The 14,311-nt window shown below is 67.1% G+C and carries 15 protein-coding genes; 10 read left to right on the top strand and 5 right to left on the bottom strand.

Translation table 11 applies throughout. The features are described 5' to 3' along the window. Window positions 1-31: 31 nt before the first annotated feature. The 3 genes from H3005_RS03170 to H3005_RS03160 are packed head-to-tail and all read left to right on the top strand — an operon-like array spanning window position 32 to window position 2,303. Complete coding sequence (locus H3005_RS03170; RefSeq protein WP_191077568.1) at window positions 32-352, top strand: DUF3649 domain-containing protein; 321 nt, start codon at window positions 32-34, stop codon at window positions 350-352. After that, window positions 349-1,977 carry a PepSY-associated TM helix domain-containing protein gene (locus H3005_RS03165; protein WP_191077567.1) on the top strand — a complete coding sequence of 543 codons (1,629 nt, stop codon included), beginning with the start codon at window positions 349-351 and terminating at the stop codon, window positions 1,975-1,977. Before H3005_RS03170 ends, H3005_RS03165 begins: the two co-directional genes overlap by 4 nt. Further along, a complete protein-coding gene (locus H3005_RS03160) occupies window positions 1,974-2,303 on the top strand; it encodes a DUF3325 domain-containing protein (protein WP_191077566.1) in 330 nt (109 codons plus the stop codon). The genes H3005_RS03165 and H3005_RS03160 overlap by 4 nt, the downstream gene beginning before the upstream one ends. A 150-nt stretch (window positions 2,304-2,453) precedes the next feature. On the opposite strand, the gene rlmKL is transcribed toward H3005_RS03160, so the two are convergent. Continuing rightward, window positions 2,454-4,592, bottom strand: coding sequence for a bifunctional 23S rRNA (guanine(2069)-N(7))-methyltransferase RlmK/23S rRNA (guanine(2445)-N(2))-methyltransferase RlmL (gene rlmKL, locus H3005_RS03155; protein ID WP_191077565.1), 2,139 nt, complete (start codon window positions 4,590-4,592; stop codon window positions 2,454-2,456). A 144-nt stretch (window positions 4,593-4,736) separates the two neighbouring features. After that, a complete protein-coding gene (locus tag H3005_RS03150; protein ID WP_100552050.1) occupies window positions 4,737-5,264 on the bottom strand; it encodes a hypothetical protein in 528 nt (175 codons plus the stop codon). Window positions 5,265-5,336: 72 nt separating this feature from the next. Between H3005_RS03150 and H3005_RS03145 the strand changes: the two genes are divergently transcribed. Continuing rightward, the gene (locus H3005_RS03145) at window positions 5,337-5,903 is read left to right on the top strand and encodes an N-acetylmuramoyl-L-alanine amidase (protein ID WP_191077564.1); all 567 of its coding nucleotides are present in this window, start codon (window positions 5,337-5,339) and stop codon (window positions 5,901-5,903) included. A gap of 290 nt (window positions 5,904-6,193) precedes the next feature. On the opposite strand, the gene H3005_RS03140 is transcribed toward H3005_RS03145, so the two are convergent. The 3 genes from H3005_RS03140 to H3005_RS03130 form a co-directional block, all read right to left on the bottom strand. Beyond that, window positions 6,194-7,096 (bottom strand): sulfurtransferase, encoded by a 903-nt coding sequence (locus H3005_RS03140; RefSeq protein ID WP_191077563.1) that lies wholly within the window; start codon window positions 7,094-7,096, stop codon window positions 6,194-6,196. Next, window positions 7,093-7,896 carry a CoA pyrophosphatase gene (locus tag H3005_RS03135; protein ID WP_100552048.1) on the bottom strand — a complete coding sequence of 268 codons (804 nt, stop codon included), beginning with the start codon at window positions 7,894-7,896 and terminating at the stop codon, window positions 7,093-7,095. Before H3005_RS03135 ends, H3005_RS03140 begins: the two co-directional genes overlap by 4 nt. A gap of 128 nt (window positions 7,897-8,024) precedes the next feature. Then, entirely contained in the window at window positions 8,025-8,726 is a 702-nt protein-coding gene (locus H3005_RS03130) for an FKBP-type peptidyl-prolyl cis-trans isomerase N-terminal domain-containing protein (protein ID WP_089239934.1), read from the bottom strand. A 166-nt stretch (window positions 8,727-8,892) separates the two neighbouring features. Here H3005_RS03130 and H3005_RS03125 point away from each other — a divergent pair, with 166 nt between their 5' ends. The 6 genes from H3005_RS03125 to pstS all read left to right on the top strand — a co-directional run bounded on the left by H3005_RS03125 (window position 8,893) and on the right by pstS (window position 14,221). Further along, window positions 8,893-9,687, top strand: coding sequence for an enoyl-CoA hydratase-related protein (locus H3005_RS03125; protein WP_191077562.1), 795 nt, complete (start codon window positions 8,893-8,895; stop codon window positions 9,685-9,687). A 5-nt stretch (window positions 9,688-9,692) separates the two neighbouring features. After that, the gene (locus tag H3005_RS03120) at window positions 9,693-10,046 is read left to right on the top strand and encodes a hypothetical protein (protein ID WP_191077561.1); all 354 of its coding nucleotides are present in this window, start codon (window positions 9,693-9,695) and stop codon (window positions 10,044-10,046) included. Beyond that, complete coding sequence (nth, locus tag H3005_RS03115; protein WP_191077560.1) at window positions 10,046-10,735, top strand: endonuclease III; 690 nt, start codon at window positions 10,046-10,048, stop codon at window positions 10,733-10,735. Before H3005_RS03120 ends, nth begins: the two co-directional genes overlap by 1 nt. 228 nt (window positions 10,736-10,963) lie before the next feature. Continuing rightward, entirely contained in the window at window positions 10,964-12,175 is a 1,212-nt protein-coding gene (locus H3005_RS03110) for an OprO/OprP family phosphate-selective porin (protein WP_100552046.1), read from the top strand. A gap of 110 nt (window positions 12,176-12,285) precedes the next feature. After that, entirely contained in the window at window positions 12,286-13,065 is a 780-nt protein-coding gene (locus tag H3005_RS03105) for a hypothetical protein (protein ID WP_191077559.1), read from the top strand. 136 nt (window positions 13,066-13,201) lie between these two features. Next, window positions 13,202-14,221, top strand: coding sequence for a phosphate ABC transporter substrate-binding protein PstS (gene pstS / locus H3005_RS03100; protein WP_025875374.1), 1,020 nt, complete (start codon window positions 13,202-13,204; stop codon window positions 14,219-14,221). Window positions 14,222-14,311: the final 90 nt, after the last annotated feature.

Genomic DNA, 14,311 nt, shown 5'->3' with positions numbered 1-14,311 from the left:
GGTCCTCTTTCATTCAACCTGCAGGACCGCCGTGGACCGCTCGCCCGCAACCGCCAGCCCCCGCCTCAGCACCTTCTTCGCCAACCCGCGATGGGGCGTGCTGTCCCGATCCCTTGCCGCCATCTTCGGCGGCTACGCGCTTGCCTCGATGACTACCGTGTTCTGTGCGCTGGCCCTGCCGGGCGCGCGCGGCCAGGCTGTGCTGACCGGCATGCTGCTGGCGATCCTGGTCGCCGCCTGCGCGGCGCTGTGGGCGTTCGCCACCCGCAGTGCGCTGCGCGCCTGGGTCGGCATTCTCGCCCCCACCCTGCTGATGGCCGGCATTTCGCGCCTGCTGGGAGCGTGGACATGAAGAATGGATTCCGCCAATCCATGGCCTGGCTGCACACCTGGACCGGCCTGCTGGTCGGCTGGCTGCTGCTGCTGATCTTCATGGCCGGCACCGCCAGCTACTACCGCGAGGAAATCAGCCGCTGGATGCGCCCGGAACTGCCGCGCAGCACGGTCAGCACCGACCAGGCGGCGCAGCGCGCGGCCGACTACCTGCTGGCCAATGCACCACAGGCCGAGAGCTGGTTCGTCACCCTGCCGCAGCCGCGCAATCCGGCCATGCAGATGTTCTGGCGGTTGCCAGAGGCACTGGCCGATCCGAGCAAGGGACGCCGCGGCGCCTTCGGCGATGCCACCCTGGACCCCAACACCGGCACCGAGCTGAAGGCCCGCGAGACCCGTGGAGGCGACTTCTTCTACCGCCTGCACTTCGACCTGCATTACATCCCGGTACTGTGGGCGCGCTACCTGGTGGGCTTCTGCGCGATGTTCATGCTGGTGGCGATCATCACCGGCGTGATCACCCACAAGAAGATCTTCAAGGACTTCTTCACCTTCCGGAAGGACAAGGGTCTGCGCTCGTGGCTGGACTTCCACAACGTCAGCGCGGTGATGGCCCTGCCCTACCACGCGATGATCACCTACACCGGCATCGTCACGTTGATGATCATGTACCTGCCGTGGGGAGTGAACGCGGCCTACGGTACCGATCAGGATGCCTTCTACGCGGAGGCCTTCGGTGGCCTGCCCGAAGTCACCGCGCCTGCCGAAGGCAAGGCCGCACCGCTGCCGTTGCGGCAGCTGCTGGAAAGTGCCCGCACGCACTGGCACGGAACCGAGGTCGCTGGTTTCAGCGTTGCCAACCCCGGTGCTGCCAATGCGGTGATCGACATCCGCCAGCGTGACGGCAAGCGTTTGTCCATCGATACGCCCGCGCTGCGCTATGACATGGTCAGTGGCGCGCTGCTGCAGGAAACCCCGCCTTCCGGTGGCGCCACCGCCACCCGTGGCGTGCTGTACGGCCTGCACCTGGCACGCTTCGCCGATTGGGGCGTACGCGCCCTGTTCTTCCTGTCCGGCCTGACCGGCTGCCTGATGGTGGCCAGCGGCGTGGTGCTGTGGGCGGTGAAGGAGCGCCCGAAGCATGCCAAGAGCGGCCGCGCCGGCTTCGGCCTGCGCCTGGTCGATGCACTGAACATCGGCGCCGTGGCCGGCCTGCCCATCGCCTTTGCCGCCTATTTCTGGGGCAACCGGCTGCTGCCGCTGGGCCTGGCCGAGCGCTCCAACGCCGAGGCGAACGTATTCTTCTACGCGTGGGGCGCCTCGCTGCTGGCGGCCTTCATCTGGCCCAAGCGGATGATGTGGGCGTGGCAGCTGTACATCGGCGCGGCCGCGTTCGCGCTGATCCCGGTAGTGAACGCATTGACCACCCACGCACACCTGGGTGTGACGCTGTTCAATGGTGACTGGGCATTGGCCGGTTTCGATCTGTCGATGATCGCCTTCGGCGCAATGTTGGCCTTGTGCGGCTGGCGCATGCAGCGCTGGACGCCGCCGCTGAGTGCCGCCGAGAAGAAGAAGCGCGCGGCCGCCGCTGCGGCGACGAAGGTACCGGCCGATGCAGTGGAAGCGGAGGCCAGCGCATGATGCTGCTGGTACTGGGGTTGTCGTTCACAGCGTTCACCGCGCTGTCGCTGGCGATGGAAAAGCACCAGCAGGAACTGCACGGCAAGGCAGCGGCGTCACCGGTACGGCGCATGCAATGGCGGGTGCTGGGCTGGGTGCTGCTGACCGTGGCGTTCGCCGTGTGCGTGGTCGAACAGGGCTGGGCGATGGGCCCAGTGCTGTGGCTCGGCGCGCTTACGCTGGGTGGAATCGTGCTGGCGTTCGCGCTGTATCCGTACCGGCCGAAATGGATCGCACCGCTGGCGGTCGCGCTGCCGGTAATCGGGTTGGTGGTGGCGTTGTTGTAGCAGAAGCCGCCGGGGTCGGATCCCTTGCGTGCAGCGCAAGGGCTCTGACCCCAGGTACGTACCGCCATCGACATATGGCGTGGATCTACCGACCTTGATGGGGTCAGAGCCCCTGCGCTAGGCGCAGGGGATCCGACCCCAGACGTCGGTTCACGCCAGGCGCTTCAGCTCCCACGCACGATGGATGCGTGCGTTGCGCTCGAAATCCGGGCCGATGGTGCTGGCGCTGATCTCGCGGCATTGGGCGAATTCGGCGATGGCGTTCTCTTCCAGCTTGAAGCGGCGGAAGTTGTTGGAGAAGTACAGCACGCCACCCGGCGCCAGTCGTGCGACGGCGGCACGCAGCATCTTCACCTGTTCGCGCTGCACGTCGAAGTCATCGGCGCGGGCCGAGTTGGAGAACGTCGGCGGGTCGCAGAAGATCACGTCGTACTGGCCGCGATCGCCTTCCAGCCATGCCATCGCATCGGCCTGCACCAGCAGGTGCTGATTGCCGCCCTGCCCGTTCAAGGCCAGGTTGTCGTAGCACCACTGCAGGTAGGTGGCCGACAGGTCGACGCTGGTGGTGCTGGCCGCACCGGCCACCGCCGCCTGCACACTGGCCACGCCGGTGTAGCAGAACAGGTTGAGGAAACGCTTGCCGCGCGCCTGCTCGGCCATCAGGCGACGCAGCGGGCGATGGTCGAGGAACAGGCCGGTATCGAGGTAATCGAACAGGTTCACCTGCAGCAGCGCGTTGTTCTCGCGTACCACGAGGAACTCATCACGCTGCTCGAAACGGCCGTACTTGCTGCCGCCCTTGCCACGTTCGCGCGACTTCATCGAGACCTGCTCCGGCGGCACGCCGAACACTTCACGCGCAGCAGCCAGCAGTTCGTTGCGACGGCGGCGCACGTCGTTCTCCGGAATCGCAGCCGGTGCGGCGTATTCCTGCACGTGCAGGAAGGTGCGGCGCTGACCGCCATCCTCTTCGTACACGTCGATGGCCGCTGCGTATTCCGGCAGGTCGGCATCGTAGGCACGGAAGCAGGTGATGCCTTCGCGTGCGCGCCAGCTCTTGAACTTCTTCAGGTTCTTGCGCAGGCGGTTGGCCACCATCTGCGCGCCTTCGCTCAGCTCGCGCACCTGTGCCGGATCGCGACCCGGCACCGCGATCGGATCGCAGACGATCAGTGCACATTCCAGCGCGCCATTGAACATCTGGTACTTCTTGCCCGCACGCAGGCCGGTAGCGAAGGCCAGTTCGTCATTGCCGCACAGCAGGCTGGCGCGCCACTGCGGCACCGCCTTCTGCAGGGCATTGCCGAGCTTGCGGTACAGCGCCGGATCGGCGGCCAGGCGTTCGTCATACGGCGGGTTGCAGACCACCGCGCCGATCTCCTGCTCCGGGGTGGGCAGGTCGGCCACATCGGCGCGGGTGAAGCGGATGGCATGGGCGACGCCGGCCACTTCCGCGTTCTCGCGCGCCGCCTGGATCGCCACCGGGTCGATGTCGCTGCCGTGGACGACCGGCTTCAGCGCAGCCAGGCCGGCCGCTTCGCGATCACGCGCTTCGCTCTGGATGGTTTTCCAGGCCGCCTTGTCGAAGCCCAGCCAGCGGCTCGGCGGCAGGCTGCCATGGCGCATCAGGCCGGGAGCGACGTCGGCGGCCATCAGCGCGCCTTCGATCAGCAGGGTACCGCTGCCGCACATCGGGTCCAGCAGGCCGCCACCGGCAGCATGCAGGCGCGGCCACTGCGCACGCATCAGCAGCGCGGCAGCCAGGTTTTCCTTCAACGGCGCGTCATGCGCAGCACCACGCCAGCCACGGCGGTGCAGCGGGCCACCACCGAGGTCGATCGACAGCGAGGCGCGGCCCTTGCGCAGCGACAGGTTGACGCGCACATCCGGCAGATCGGTGTTGACCGAGGGACGCTCGAGCCCTTCGTCACGCATGCGGTCGACGATGGCGTCCTTGATCCGCTGCGCGGCAAAACGGGCATGGGTGATCTTGTCGCCGGACACATGCGCGTCCACCGCAAGGGTCATCTCCGGCTTGATGTGCTCGTGCCACGGCAGCGCGCGCACGCCGTCATACAGCGCCTGCTCGTCCGGGCATTCGAATTCGTCGATCGGCCACAGCACGCGGCTGGCCAGCCGCGACCACATGACGATCCGCAGCGCCTGATCCAGTTCGCCATCGGCATTGACGCCGGCGATGGTGGCAGTGGCCTTTTCCAGGCCGAGGGCCGACAGCTCATCGGCAAGCAGGTATTCCAGGCCCTTGGCGCAGGAGACAAAAAATTTCACGGGATCGGTTCGCAGGTGGTCAGGCGCGGCAGGGAGCCGGGCCATTCGGAAGGGAGGGCCGTAGGCACGGCCGGCAGGCCCGCGCCGGGGGCGGCGGGGCTGCCATTGTAGTCAATGCGGGCGGGCGCGCCGTGCGCCCGGGCTTCACAGCTGCCGCAGCAGGCGCTCGAAGGCCTGCGCGGAGGCCTCGACGTGGTGCTCCAGGCGATGGCCGTCGTCCACCAGCAGCAGCTGCGCCGAGCGCGCCTGCGCCCAGGCGATGACCCCGGCGGCGGGCACCACCTCGTCATGCCAGGCCTGCACCACCGTGGTCGGCACCGGTGCGGCATCCAGCGCCGGCATCGGGCCCATGGTGGTGGGCGGCACCATCAGGAACAGACCGGCCACCGGTACCTGCAGCGAGGCGATGGCCGAGATGTAAGCGCCCAGGCTGGAGCCGGCCAGCACCACCGGCCCCTGCGCGGCAGCAGCGGCAGTGCGCTCGATCAGGCGCTGCAGGCGGGTGCGCACGTCACCAACGCGGCTGACCTCGCTCATCGCGTCCAGGTCGGTGTAATCGGGGCGTTCATGGGTCCAGCCCAGGCGCTCGGCGACCTCGGCCAGGGCGGCGACCTTGGTCGCCTCCGGGCCGCTCTCGAAGCCGTGCGACAGGATGCAGTGACCGCGGCTCATGCGTGCGCTCCCACGGAGCGGACCGACAGCAGAAAGGAAGGCAGTTTCATTCGGCAATGCTAGCATCGCCGCATGCCCAACCCGCTCCTGCCCGGCCTGCAGCTGCAGCCGCTGCCCTACCACGACCGCCTGCCCGTGCGCGATCCATCCAGCCTGGCGATGGTGGTGATCCACTGCACCGAACTGCCCGACCTGGCCACCGCCCGCGATTACGGCGAGCGCGTGCTGTATGACAGCGGTGCCGGCAACAGCGGGCATTTCTACATCGACCGCGACGGCAGCGTGGTGCAGTACGTGGCGCCGGAGCGCATCGCCCACCACGTGCGCGGCATGAATGCCGATTCGGTGGGCATCGAACTGGTCAATTCGGGGCGCTACCCGCACTGGCTCGACAGCCGCCACCAGGCGATGGACGAGCCCTACACCGAAGCGCAGCTGCTGGCATTGGAGCGGTTGCTGCAGGCGCTGGTGCTGCAGTATCCCTCGCTGCGGCAGATCGCCGGCCACGACCAGCTGGACCTGGAGCAGGTACCTGCCAGTGATGACCCAGCCGTGACCGTGGCGCGCAAGCGCGATCCGGGCCCGTTGTTCCCGTGGCAGCGGATCCTGGCCAAGGTGCCGCTGCAGCCGCTGGGATGAGGGCAGGGCTGCGCCCTGCACCCGCCGAATCAACGTCAACGTCAACGTCAACGTCAACGTCAACGTCAGAAGCGTGCATTCCGTGGGATGGCGGGATGGGTCCGGTTGCGAGGGACGCCGTAAACCCGTCCCTGGGGGCTTGGCCGCGGCATCCATGCCGCGGACACCCTCGCAACCGGACCCACCCCGCCTTCGACAGGTTCCTGCGGCTGTTGGTAGGTGTCGACCTTGGTCGACACATGGATCCACGCCATGCGTGGATGAACGTCAAATCGATCTACCCGCTTCGCTCAGGCGCCGGTAGCCACCGGGCGGCTGCTGTCGCTGACCCAGCCACTCCAGGAATCGGCATAGATGCGCGCGCCGGACAGGCCCGCACTTTCCATCGCCAGCAGCAGATGGCAGGCGGTCACACCCGAGCCACACATCAGGACCACGCGCTGCGGGTCCTGGTTGCCGATCACGCCCTGCAGTTCGGCGCGCAGTTCCTGTGCGTCGCGCAGTCGGCCGTCCATCACGTTCAACGCGAACGGTCGATTGACTGCCCCCGGCACATGGCCGGCGACCGGGTCCAGCGGCTCCACCTCGCCACGGAAACGCTCGCCTGCGCGGGCGTCGACCAGCCAGCCCGGAGCATGCTTCAGGCGCGACTCGACCTCTTCCGCGCTGGCAACCTGGCTGGTATCGAAACGCCCCGGATATGCGGGCAACGCCGCGACCTCGCTGCTGCCGGTCACCAGCGGCTGGCCGGCGGTCTGCCAGGCGGCGATGCCGCCATCGAGGACAGCGACCTTCGTGTGCCCGATCAGGCGCAGCAGCCACCACAGTCGCGCAGCGGCCATGCTGCCATCGCTGCCGTCATACACCACCACCTGCGTGTCGGTGCCGATGCCCCATTGCCCCAGCCGTGTGGCGAACGCATCGCTGTCCGGCAACGGGTGGCGCCCATGGCCGACCCGCGTCAGGTCGGACAGGTCGCGGTTGAGATCGGCATGCACCGCACCAGGAATGTGTCCCTGCGCATAGAGGCCACTACCGGCCTGCGGATCGGCGAGCGATGCACGTGCATCGACCACGCGCACGGCGGTGCTTGCGGTCGCGCGGGCATCGACCACGCGTACGCCATCGCCCAGTGCCGCAGCCAGGGTCGCGACATCGACGAGGGTGGTCCACGGCGGGTCGATCGATTTCATTGCACTTGCTCCAGGCGGCGACGCAGGTTGTACAGGATGGCCGCAGTGGCGCCCCAGATGCGCTGGCCGGGCCAGCCGTATTCGAGGACATGGCGGACGCGGCCGCGATGGTTGATTTCGACCTGGCGCAGGTTGCCGGCGGCCATCAGATAGTCCAGCGGCACTTCGAACACCTCGGCCACTTCGCTGGGCTGCGGTACCGCCACGAAATCCGGATCGATCACCGCCACCACCGGGGTTACCCGGTAGCCGGTGATGGTCACGAACGGATCGAGATAACCCAGTGCCTGCACCTGCGTCGGCGCCAATGCGATTTCTTCCTGGCTTTCGCGCAGTGCTGCGGCCAGCGCATCACGATCATCCGGCTCGGTACGGCCACCGGGAAAACCGACCTGGCCACCATGTTGCCGCAGGGTTTCGGTACGCCGGGTCAGGATCACCTGCGCGCCGTTGGCACGCGGCACGATGCCGGCCAGCACCGCCGCCTCGACCGGTGGGCCCGGGGGCAGCAGATCATCCAGTTCACTGCGGTTCCAGCCGTCGCCTGCCGGCGGTTCGGCCAGCGGATGCAGCGCGCGCAGCAGGCGCTCGTGATCGGCCAACGAGCCTCGCAGCGACTGCTGCAGCTGTTGGCGCAGTGGCAGCACGCGCTGCAGGATGTGGGTGCGCTCGCTGTCGCTCATCGACGACCACCGTGCGATTTCGTCGATATGCCGCCCGCAGCCGGCGCACAGCCGGTTGCGATCCAGCTTGCACACGTTGATGCAGGGGCTTGCGACAGCACGCGCCGTTTCTTCCATTATTTGCACCGGTCAACAGTAGCGCGAATGGGCTGGATTTGGGATGGGCCCACACGGCTGCTGCGTACCGCAGAAACAAAAACGCGCCGGTGGAATCACCGGCGCGTGGATGTTGACGCTGTTTCTTCTTACTTGACGCTGATCAGCTTGATCTCGAACTGCACAGCCACGTTCGGCGGGAACGGGGTGCGCGGGTCGGCACCATAGGCCTGATCCGGCGGCAGGGACACTTCCCACTTCGAGCCAGCCGGCATCTGCAGCAGGGTCTCGCGCATGGCCTTCATTTCGACTTCGCTGACCTTGATCGACGGAATCTGCTGGGCCGGGCGAGCCTCGGTCGGACGCTGGCCGTACGGGAACGGACCGGCCACTTCCAGCTGCACGGTGCTGGCCTGGGTCGGCTTGGCACCCTTGCCGGCTTCGATCACACGGTACTGAACGCCGCTCGGCAGGGTCTGCACGCCCGCCTTGGCCTTGTTCTGCGCCATGAACTGATCGCTCTTGGTCTTGTTGTCGGCAGCAGCCTTTTCGTACTCGGCCTTGGCGGCCTGGGCACGGCCCTGCTCGCGCTTCTGGAACGCTTCAACGGCCGGCTTCAGCTGCTCGGCGGTGATTGCCGGCTGCTTCTTGGCGTAGGCGTCCTGCAGACCCTTCACCACCGAGTTGATGTCCAGCTGCTCACCGCGACCAGTCAGCTCCGCCAGGTTGTTGCCGTAGTCGTAACCGAAGTAGTAGCTCAGCTTGCCCTTCTCGGACGCGATGTCCTGGGCGAAGGCATTGCCCGTCAGGGCCAGGGCCGCGACGGCGACCGCGATAGAACGCAACTTCATCAAACAGTTCTCCAGGGGTGGTAACTCAGGGACGTTCTGCGCCGCCCTGAGGCGACGGGTTAGGATAACGGCCACAACGTGTAACCGCTACTCACCACGCAGGCTATGACCTGTCTGCGTTTACAGAGTTCAATCTCACTTTTTTTTAACGTTCCAGGAGTTTCCCGTGGCCGAGGCCCCCGCCCCCCACCCGGTCGACGTCAGCGATGACGGCGCCGTCCGCACCATTACCGTGCAGCGACCGGACAAGCTCAACGCCCTCAATGCCGCGACCCTGCAGGCGCTGGCCGGGGCGTTCAGCGACGCAGCCGCCGATCCGGCGGTGCGGGTGGTGGTGCTGACCGGCGCCGGCCCCAAGGCCTTCGTGGCCGGGGCCGACATCGCGGAAATGAACACATTGAGCGCGGTTCAGGGACGTGACTTCTCCCTGCTCGGCCAGGCCCTGATGCGCCGCATCGAACGCATGCCCAAGCCGGTGATCGCCCGCGTGAACGGGTTTGCGCTGGGCGGCGGGCTGGAGCTGGCCATGGCCTGCCACCTGCGCATTGCGGCCGATTCCGCCAAGGTCGGCCAGCCGGAGATCAATCTCGGCCTGATTCCCGGCTTCGGCGGCAGCCAGCGCCTGCTGCGCCTGTGTGGTCGCGCGGCCACGCTGGAGCTGTGCCTGCTGGGCACCCCGATCGACGCCGCACGCGCGCTGGCTCTGGGCATCGTCAACGAAGTAGTGCCGGCCGCCGAGCTCGACGCCCGCGTACAGGCCCTGGCCCGGCAGCTGGCACAGTCGGCGCCGCTGGCTCTGCGTGGCCTGCTCGATACGGTGCACGTGGGCGGCGAATGCAGCCTGGAGGCCGGCCTGGAATACGAAAGTGCGCAGTTCGGCCTGCTGTTCGCCACCGAAGACATGCGCGAAGGCACCAGCGCCTTCCTGCAGCGCCGCCCCCCCGCCTTCCAGAACCGCTGACCGCCATGGCATCCCGACCCAACCCCGTGCTGCTGTTCGCCCGGGTCCAGGCAGACGATCCCGAGGGCGCGCTGCAGGCTGGACTGATGGACTACGTCGTGCGCGCTGGCGATGACCGGCTGCTGCCCGATCATCCTGACCTGCCCGACCGCCTCTGCCGGATGCAGCTGCAACTGCAGCGTGCATGGGCCGCGCGCGAACGATTCCGCGCACGGGCGGTGCGCCTGGCCCGCCGCGAGGCCGAGCGTGACGCGCGGCGGACGCCCGCACCGGCACCGGACGCAAAACCCGCCCTGCCTGCCGCAGCGGCCGCCATTCTCGCCCGGGCCAAGGCCCGCGCCGCCGGCAAGGAGCAGTAATGGCGACCGCGAAGAAGACCGCGCGCGCACCTGCGCGCCGCGGCGGTACGATGCCGCGTGCCGACGTGGTGGAAATGTTCACCCGTCTGCGCGAACTCAACCCGCATCCGAAGACCGAGCTGGAATACAGCTCTCCCTTCGAACTGCTGGTGGCGGTCGCACTGTCGGCGCAGGCCACCGACGTCGGCGTCAACAAGGCCACCCGTCGCCTGTTCCCGGTTGCCAACACGCCAGCGAAAATCCTCGCCCTGGGCGAAGAGGGACTGAAGAAGTACATCGCCACCATCGGCCTGTTCAACGCAAAGGCGAAGAACGTGATCGCCACCTGCGCGCTGCTGCTGGAGAAGCACGGCGGCGAAGTGCCACGCGATCGCGATGCACTGGAGGCCCTGCCCGGTGTCGGTCGCAAGACCGCCAACGTGGTGCTCAACACCGCCTTCGGCGAACCGGTGATGGCGGTGGACACGCATATCTTCCGTGTCGCCAACCGCACTGGACTTGCGCCAGGAAAGAACGTGCGCGAGGTCGAAGACCGATTGGTCAAAGCGATTCCCGCCGAGTTCCTGCTGGACGCGCATCACTGGCTGATCCTGCACGGACGGTACGTGTGCAAAGCACGCAAACCGGATTGCCCTGGGTGCGTGATTGCCGATCTCTGCCGGTTCAAGGACAAGACCATCGCCGAGTGATGGCGGCATCCGCGCATGACGTGGATGCACGGAAAAACCATCCACGCATGGCGTGGATCTACTGCAACCGGGGCGCAATCCGGGCGTCATACGTAACCGGTTTCAATGGCAGGCCCAGCCGTGACGGGGCCTGCGGCGGATCGCGGCCGTGCGCGAACTGTCACATTTACGCAATCTTCACGTTTTAGCCTGCGCGCATCTTCCCACCTGCCTGCAAGGCTCCTCTCCATGAAACTGCATCACCAACTCCTGACGGTCGCCGTGGCTGCTGCGCTGTATGTGCCGGCCGCCCACGCCGAAGTCGCCATCGATGTGATCGGCGGTTCGGAAATCACCTTCGAAGGCCTGGTCCAGGCCGACGGCAACTGGTACGACAATGACGTCGTGGACCTCAACGGCGGGGACGCCGGCAACGGCAAGAACAGCGAATTCGAACTGCGTCGCGCCGAGCTGGTGCTGAAGGGCAAGGGCCCGGGCAACGTGGAGTGGGTGGTCGGCTATGACGCCAAGGCCGACAAGTTCCTCGACACCAACGTGAAGTACAAGCTGCTGGGCAACGCCAACCACTTCATCCAGGTCGGCCAGTTCAAGCAGCCCAACAGCCTGGAAGAGCTGTCCAGCACCAAGAACAACGACTTCATCTCCAAGGCTGCGGTCACCAACACCTATGCCATCGCCCGTCGCCTCGGCGGCGCGTACAGCTACGGCCAGGACAACTGGTCGGTCACCGCCAGCGCCTTCGGCCGCGAACTGACCCGCAACCTGGCCCACGGCAGCGGCTACGGCGCGCGTGGCACCTGGGCCCCGATCAACGAGAAGGGCCAGGTCCTGCACTTCGGCCTGAGCTACGTGGACTACGACACCGACGCAGACACCCTGCGCGTGCGCGCCCGCCCGAACGCTGACCTGGCCACCGCGCGCCTGATCGATGGCGGCAACATGACCGACACCGACCGCGTCAGCACCATCGGCGCCGAAGCGATGTACTTCCAGGGTCCGTTCAAGGCCCAGGCCGAGTACTACACCAGCAAGGCCAAGCGTTATGCCCATGACAACTACACCACCGACGGCTACTACGTCAGCGGCGTGTGGAATGTCACCGGCGAAAGCTGGAGCTACAAGGGCGGCACCCCGGGCACCGGCCTGCCGAACAACCCGGCCGGCGGCCAGTGGCAGCTGGGCCTGCGTTACGACCACATGGATCTGAACGATGGCAACCTCGCTGCCAACCCGGTGGCCGGCCGTCCGCCGATCGTCGATGGCGTGCTCGGCGGCAAGATGGACATCTGGACCGTCGGCGCCAACTGGTACTGGCGCTCGAACTTCAAGCTGATGCTCAACTACGTGATGGTCGACAGCAAGAAGTACAGCTCGACCGCCCGTGGTTTCGTCAACGACGATCCGAACATCCTGGAAGCCCGCGCGCAGTTCTTCTGGTAAGACCGGAAGCACGCGTTCGAACGAAGGCACGGCTCCGGCCGTGCCTTCGTCGTTGTGGGCAGGTGGTAGCCGCGCGATGATGCCCTGCCCTGTCGACATGGACCTTCGGGATGCCCACTTCCCCTCGCCTGCGCCGCCTGCTGTGCGCTGCCCTGCTCGCCGCGCTGCCCGCCACCGCGCTCGCCTGTGACGATACAGAGGCCGTGCGCGAGGCCGCGTATCGACAGCTGCCGGCTGGCGCGTTGCCAGTGACGGCACGCTTCACCGATGCCGACAGCACCGCCTGCCGTGCGTGGCCCGCACAACCCGGCACGACCCTGCTGGCCGTCGCGCAATGGACCGCCCCCGCCTCGGAAGACGCGCGCGGTGGCGACCTGGACCTGCTGCTGATCGATACCGCCAGTGGCCGGCCGCTGGCCTGGACCCGCGTGGCCGATGCGGTCAGCAGTGATGCGCTGCGCTTCACCGGACTCAGCCTGGACACCGCACGCTGGCAACTGGACCCGGCCACCCGCGCGTTTGGCGTGCGCATGGACTACAGCGGCAGCTCAGGCCCCAACCCGTTCGCGCAGACCGAACTGCAGTTGTTCGTGCGCGATGGCCGCCAGCTGCGTCGGGTGCTTGCGCCGCTGGCCGTCAGTGGTAGTCGCGGCGAATGGGATACGCGCTGCGCCGGCGAGTTCAGCCGCTTCGAGCGCACGCTGGAAATGGGCAGCAGCACTCCCCCTGGCCTGGCACCGATCCTGGTGCGCGAAAAGCGCACCGATACGATCAGCGTCGCTGCGGGTGATGACTGCCATGCAACCGACACGACGACTCCTGCGCAGCGCTGGACACTGCTGCCCAGCGACGGCCGCTATGCCGTTCCGGAGGCGTTGCGCGGGCTCTGAGAGGGAGGCCGGAGCACCGCCATGACGGCTGTCACGTCCGCGTCATATGACAGACGCGGGCGTGTCATGGAACCGTTATGGAATGTGCACCGAAACGTCGGGCAGCCGCCCCTCGACCACCCCAGGAGTCTCTCCCGTGATCCACGCCTTCAAGTCGCGCGCCGCCGTCGCCATTCTGGCCGCGTCGTCCGTGTTCGCCGCCAACGCCGCCGATGTCACCGGCGCGGGCGCTTCGTTCATCTACCCGGTGATGTCCAAGTGGTCGGCCGACTACAGCACCGCCACCGGCAAGAAGGTCAACTACCAGTCGATCGGTTCCGGCGGTGGTATCGCCCAGATCAAGGCCGCGACCGTGGACTTCGGTTCGTCCGATGCGCCGCTGAAGCCGGAAGAGCTGGCTGCCGCCGGCCTGGCCCAGTTCCCGTCGGTGATCGGCGGCGTGGTGCCGGTGATCAACGTCGCGGGCGTCGCCCCGGGCGCGCTGAAGCTGGACGGTCCGACCCTGGCCAACATCTTCCTGGGCAAGATCACCACCTGGAACGACCCGGCCATCGCCGCCCTGAACAGCGGGCTGACCCTGCCCAGCGGCAAGATCACCATTGTCCATCGTTCGGACGGTTCGGGCACCACCTTCAACTTCGTCAACTACCTGTCCAAGGTCAGCCCGGAGTGGAAGAGCAAGGTCGGTGAAGGCACCTCGGTGCAGTGGCCGGCCGGCATCGGCGGCAAGGGCAACGAAGGCGTTGCTGCCTACGTGAAGCAGATCAAGGGCGGCATCGGCTACGTCGAACTGTCCTACGCGCTGCAGAACAAGATGTCCTACGCGGCGATGAAGAACGCGGCTGGCAAGATCGTGCAGCCGTCGGACGCCTCGTTCTCGGCCGCCGCGGCCAGCGCCGACTGGGCCAACGCCCGTGACTTCTACCTGGTGATGACCAACGCCCCGGGCGCTGACGCATGGCCGATCACCGCCACCAACTTCATCCTGGTGCGCAAGCAGCCGAAGAACGTGGCTGGCGCCAAGGCCACCCAGGAGTTCTTCCGCTGGGTCTACAAGAATGGCGATGCGCAGGCCAAGCAGCTGGACTACGTGCCGCTGCCGGACGCACTGGTGCGCCAGATCGAGACCTACTGGACGCAGAACCTGAAGTACTGAGTTTCGTTGCAAGGCGTTCCCCCGCAGGAACGGGGTCGGCGGGTCCTCTCTCCCCCGCCGGCCCCACCGGGCGCTGGATCCTTCGGGGTC

This window comes from Stenotrophomonas sp. Br8 (assembly GCF_014763005.1).
Taxonomy (GTDB): domain Bacteria; phylum Pseudomonadota; class Gammaproteobacteria; order Xanthomonadales; family Xanthomonadaceae; genus Stenotrophomonas; species Stenotrophomonas lactitubi.
This window is presented reverse-complemented; position numbering and strand designations above follow the sequence as displayed.

What these genes read in the sequence shown, in the direction of transcription:
- H3005_RS03165 (WP_191077567.1), top strand. Translation starts at nt 349, where the DNA reads ATGAAGAATGGATTCCGCCAATCCATGGCCTGGCTGCACACCTGGACC.
- H3005_RS03160 (WP_191077566.1), top strand. Translation starts at nt 1,974, where the DNA reads ATGATGCTGCTGGTACTGGGGTTGTCGTTCACAGCGTTCACCGCGCTG.
- H3005_RS03150 (WP_100552050.1), bottom strand. Translation starts at nt 5,264, where the DNA reads ATGAGCCGCGGTCACTGCATCCTGTCGCACGGCTTCGAGAGCGGCCCG.
- H3005_RS03145 (WP_191077564.1), top strand. Translation starts at nt 5,337, where the DNA reads ATGCCCAACCCGCTCCTGCCCGGCCTGCAGCTGCAGCCGCTGCCCTAC.
- H3005_RS03140 (WP_191077563.1), bottom strand. Translation starts at nt 7,096, where the DNA reads ATGAAATCGATCGACCCGCCGTGGACCACCCTCGTCGATGTCGCGACC.
- H3005_RS03135 (WP_100552048.1), bottom strand. Translation starts at nt 7,896, where the DNA reads ATGGAAGAAACGGCGCGTGCTGTCGCAAGCCCCTGCATCAACGTGTGC.
- H3005_RS03130 (WP_089239934.1), bottom strand. Translation starts at nt 8,726, where the DNA reads ATGAAGTTGCGTTCTATCGCGGTCGCCGTCGCGGCCCTGGCCCTGACG.
- H3005_RS03120 (WP_191077561.1), top strand. Translation starts at nt 9,693, where the DNA reads ATGGCATCCCGACCCAACCCCGTGCTGCTGTTCGCCCGGGTCCAGGCA.
- nth (WP_191077560.1), top strand. Translation starts at nt 10,046, where the DNA reads ATGGCGACCGCGAAGAAGACCGCGCGCGCACCTGCGCGCCGCGGCGGT.
- H3005_RS03110 (WP_100552046.1), top strand. Translation starts at nt 10,964, where the DNA reads ATGAAACTGCATCACCAACTCCTGACGGTCGCCGTGGCTGCTGCGCTG.
- H3005_RS03105 (WP_191077559.1), top strand. Translation starts at nt 12,286, where the DNA reads ATGCCCACTTCCCCTCGCCTGCGCCGCCTGCTGTGCGCTGCCCTGCTC.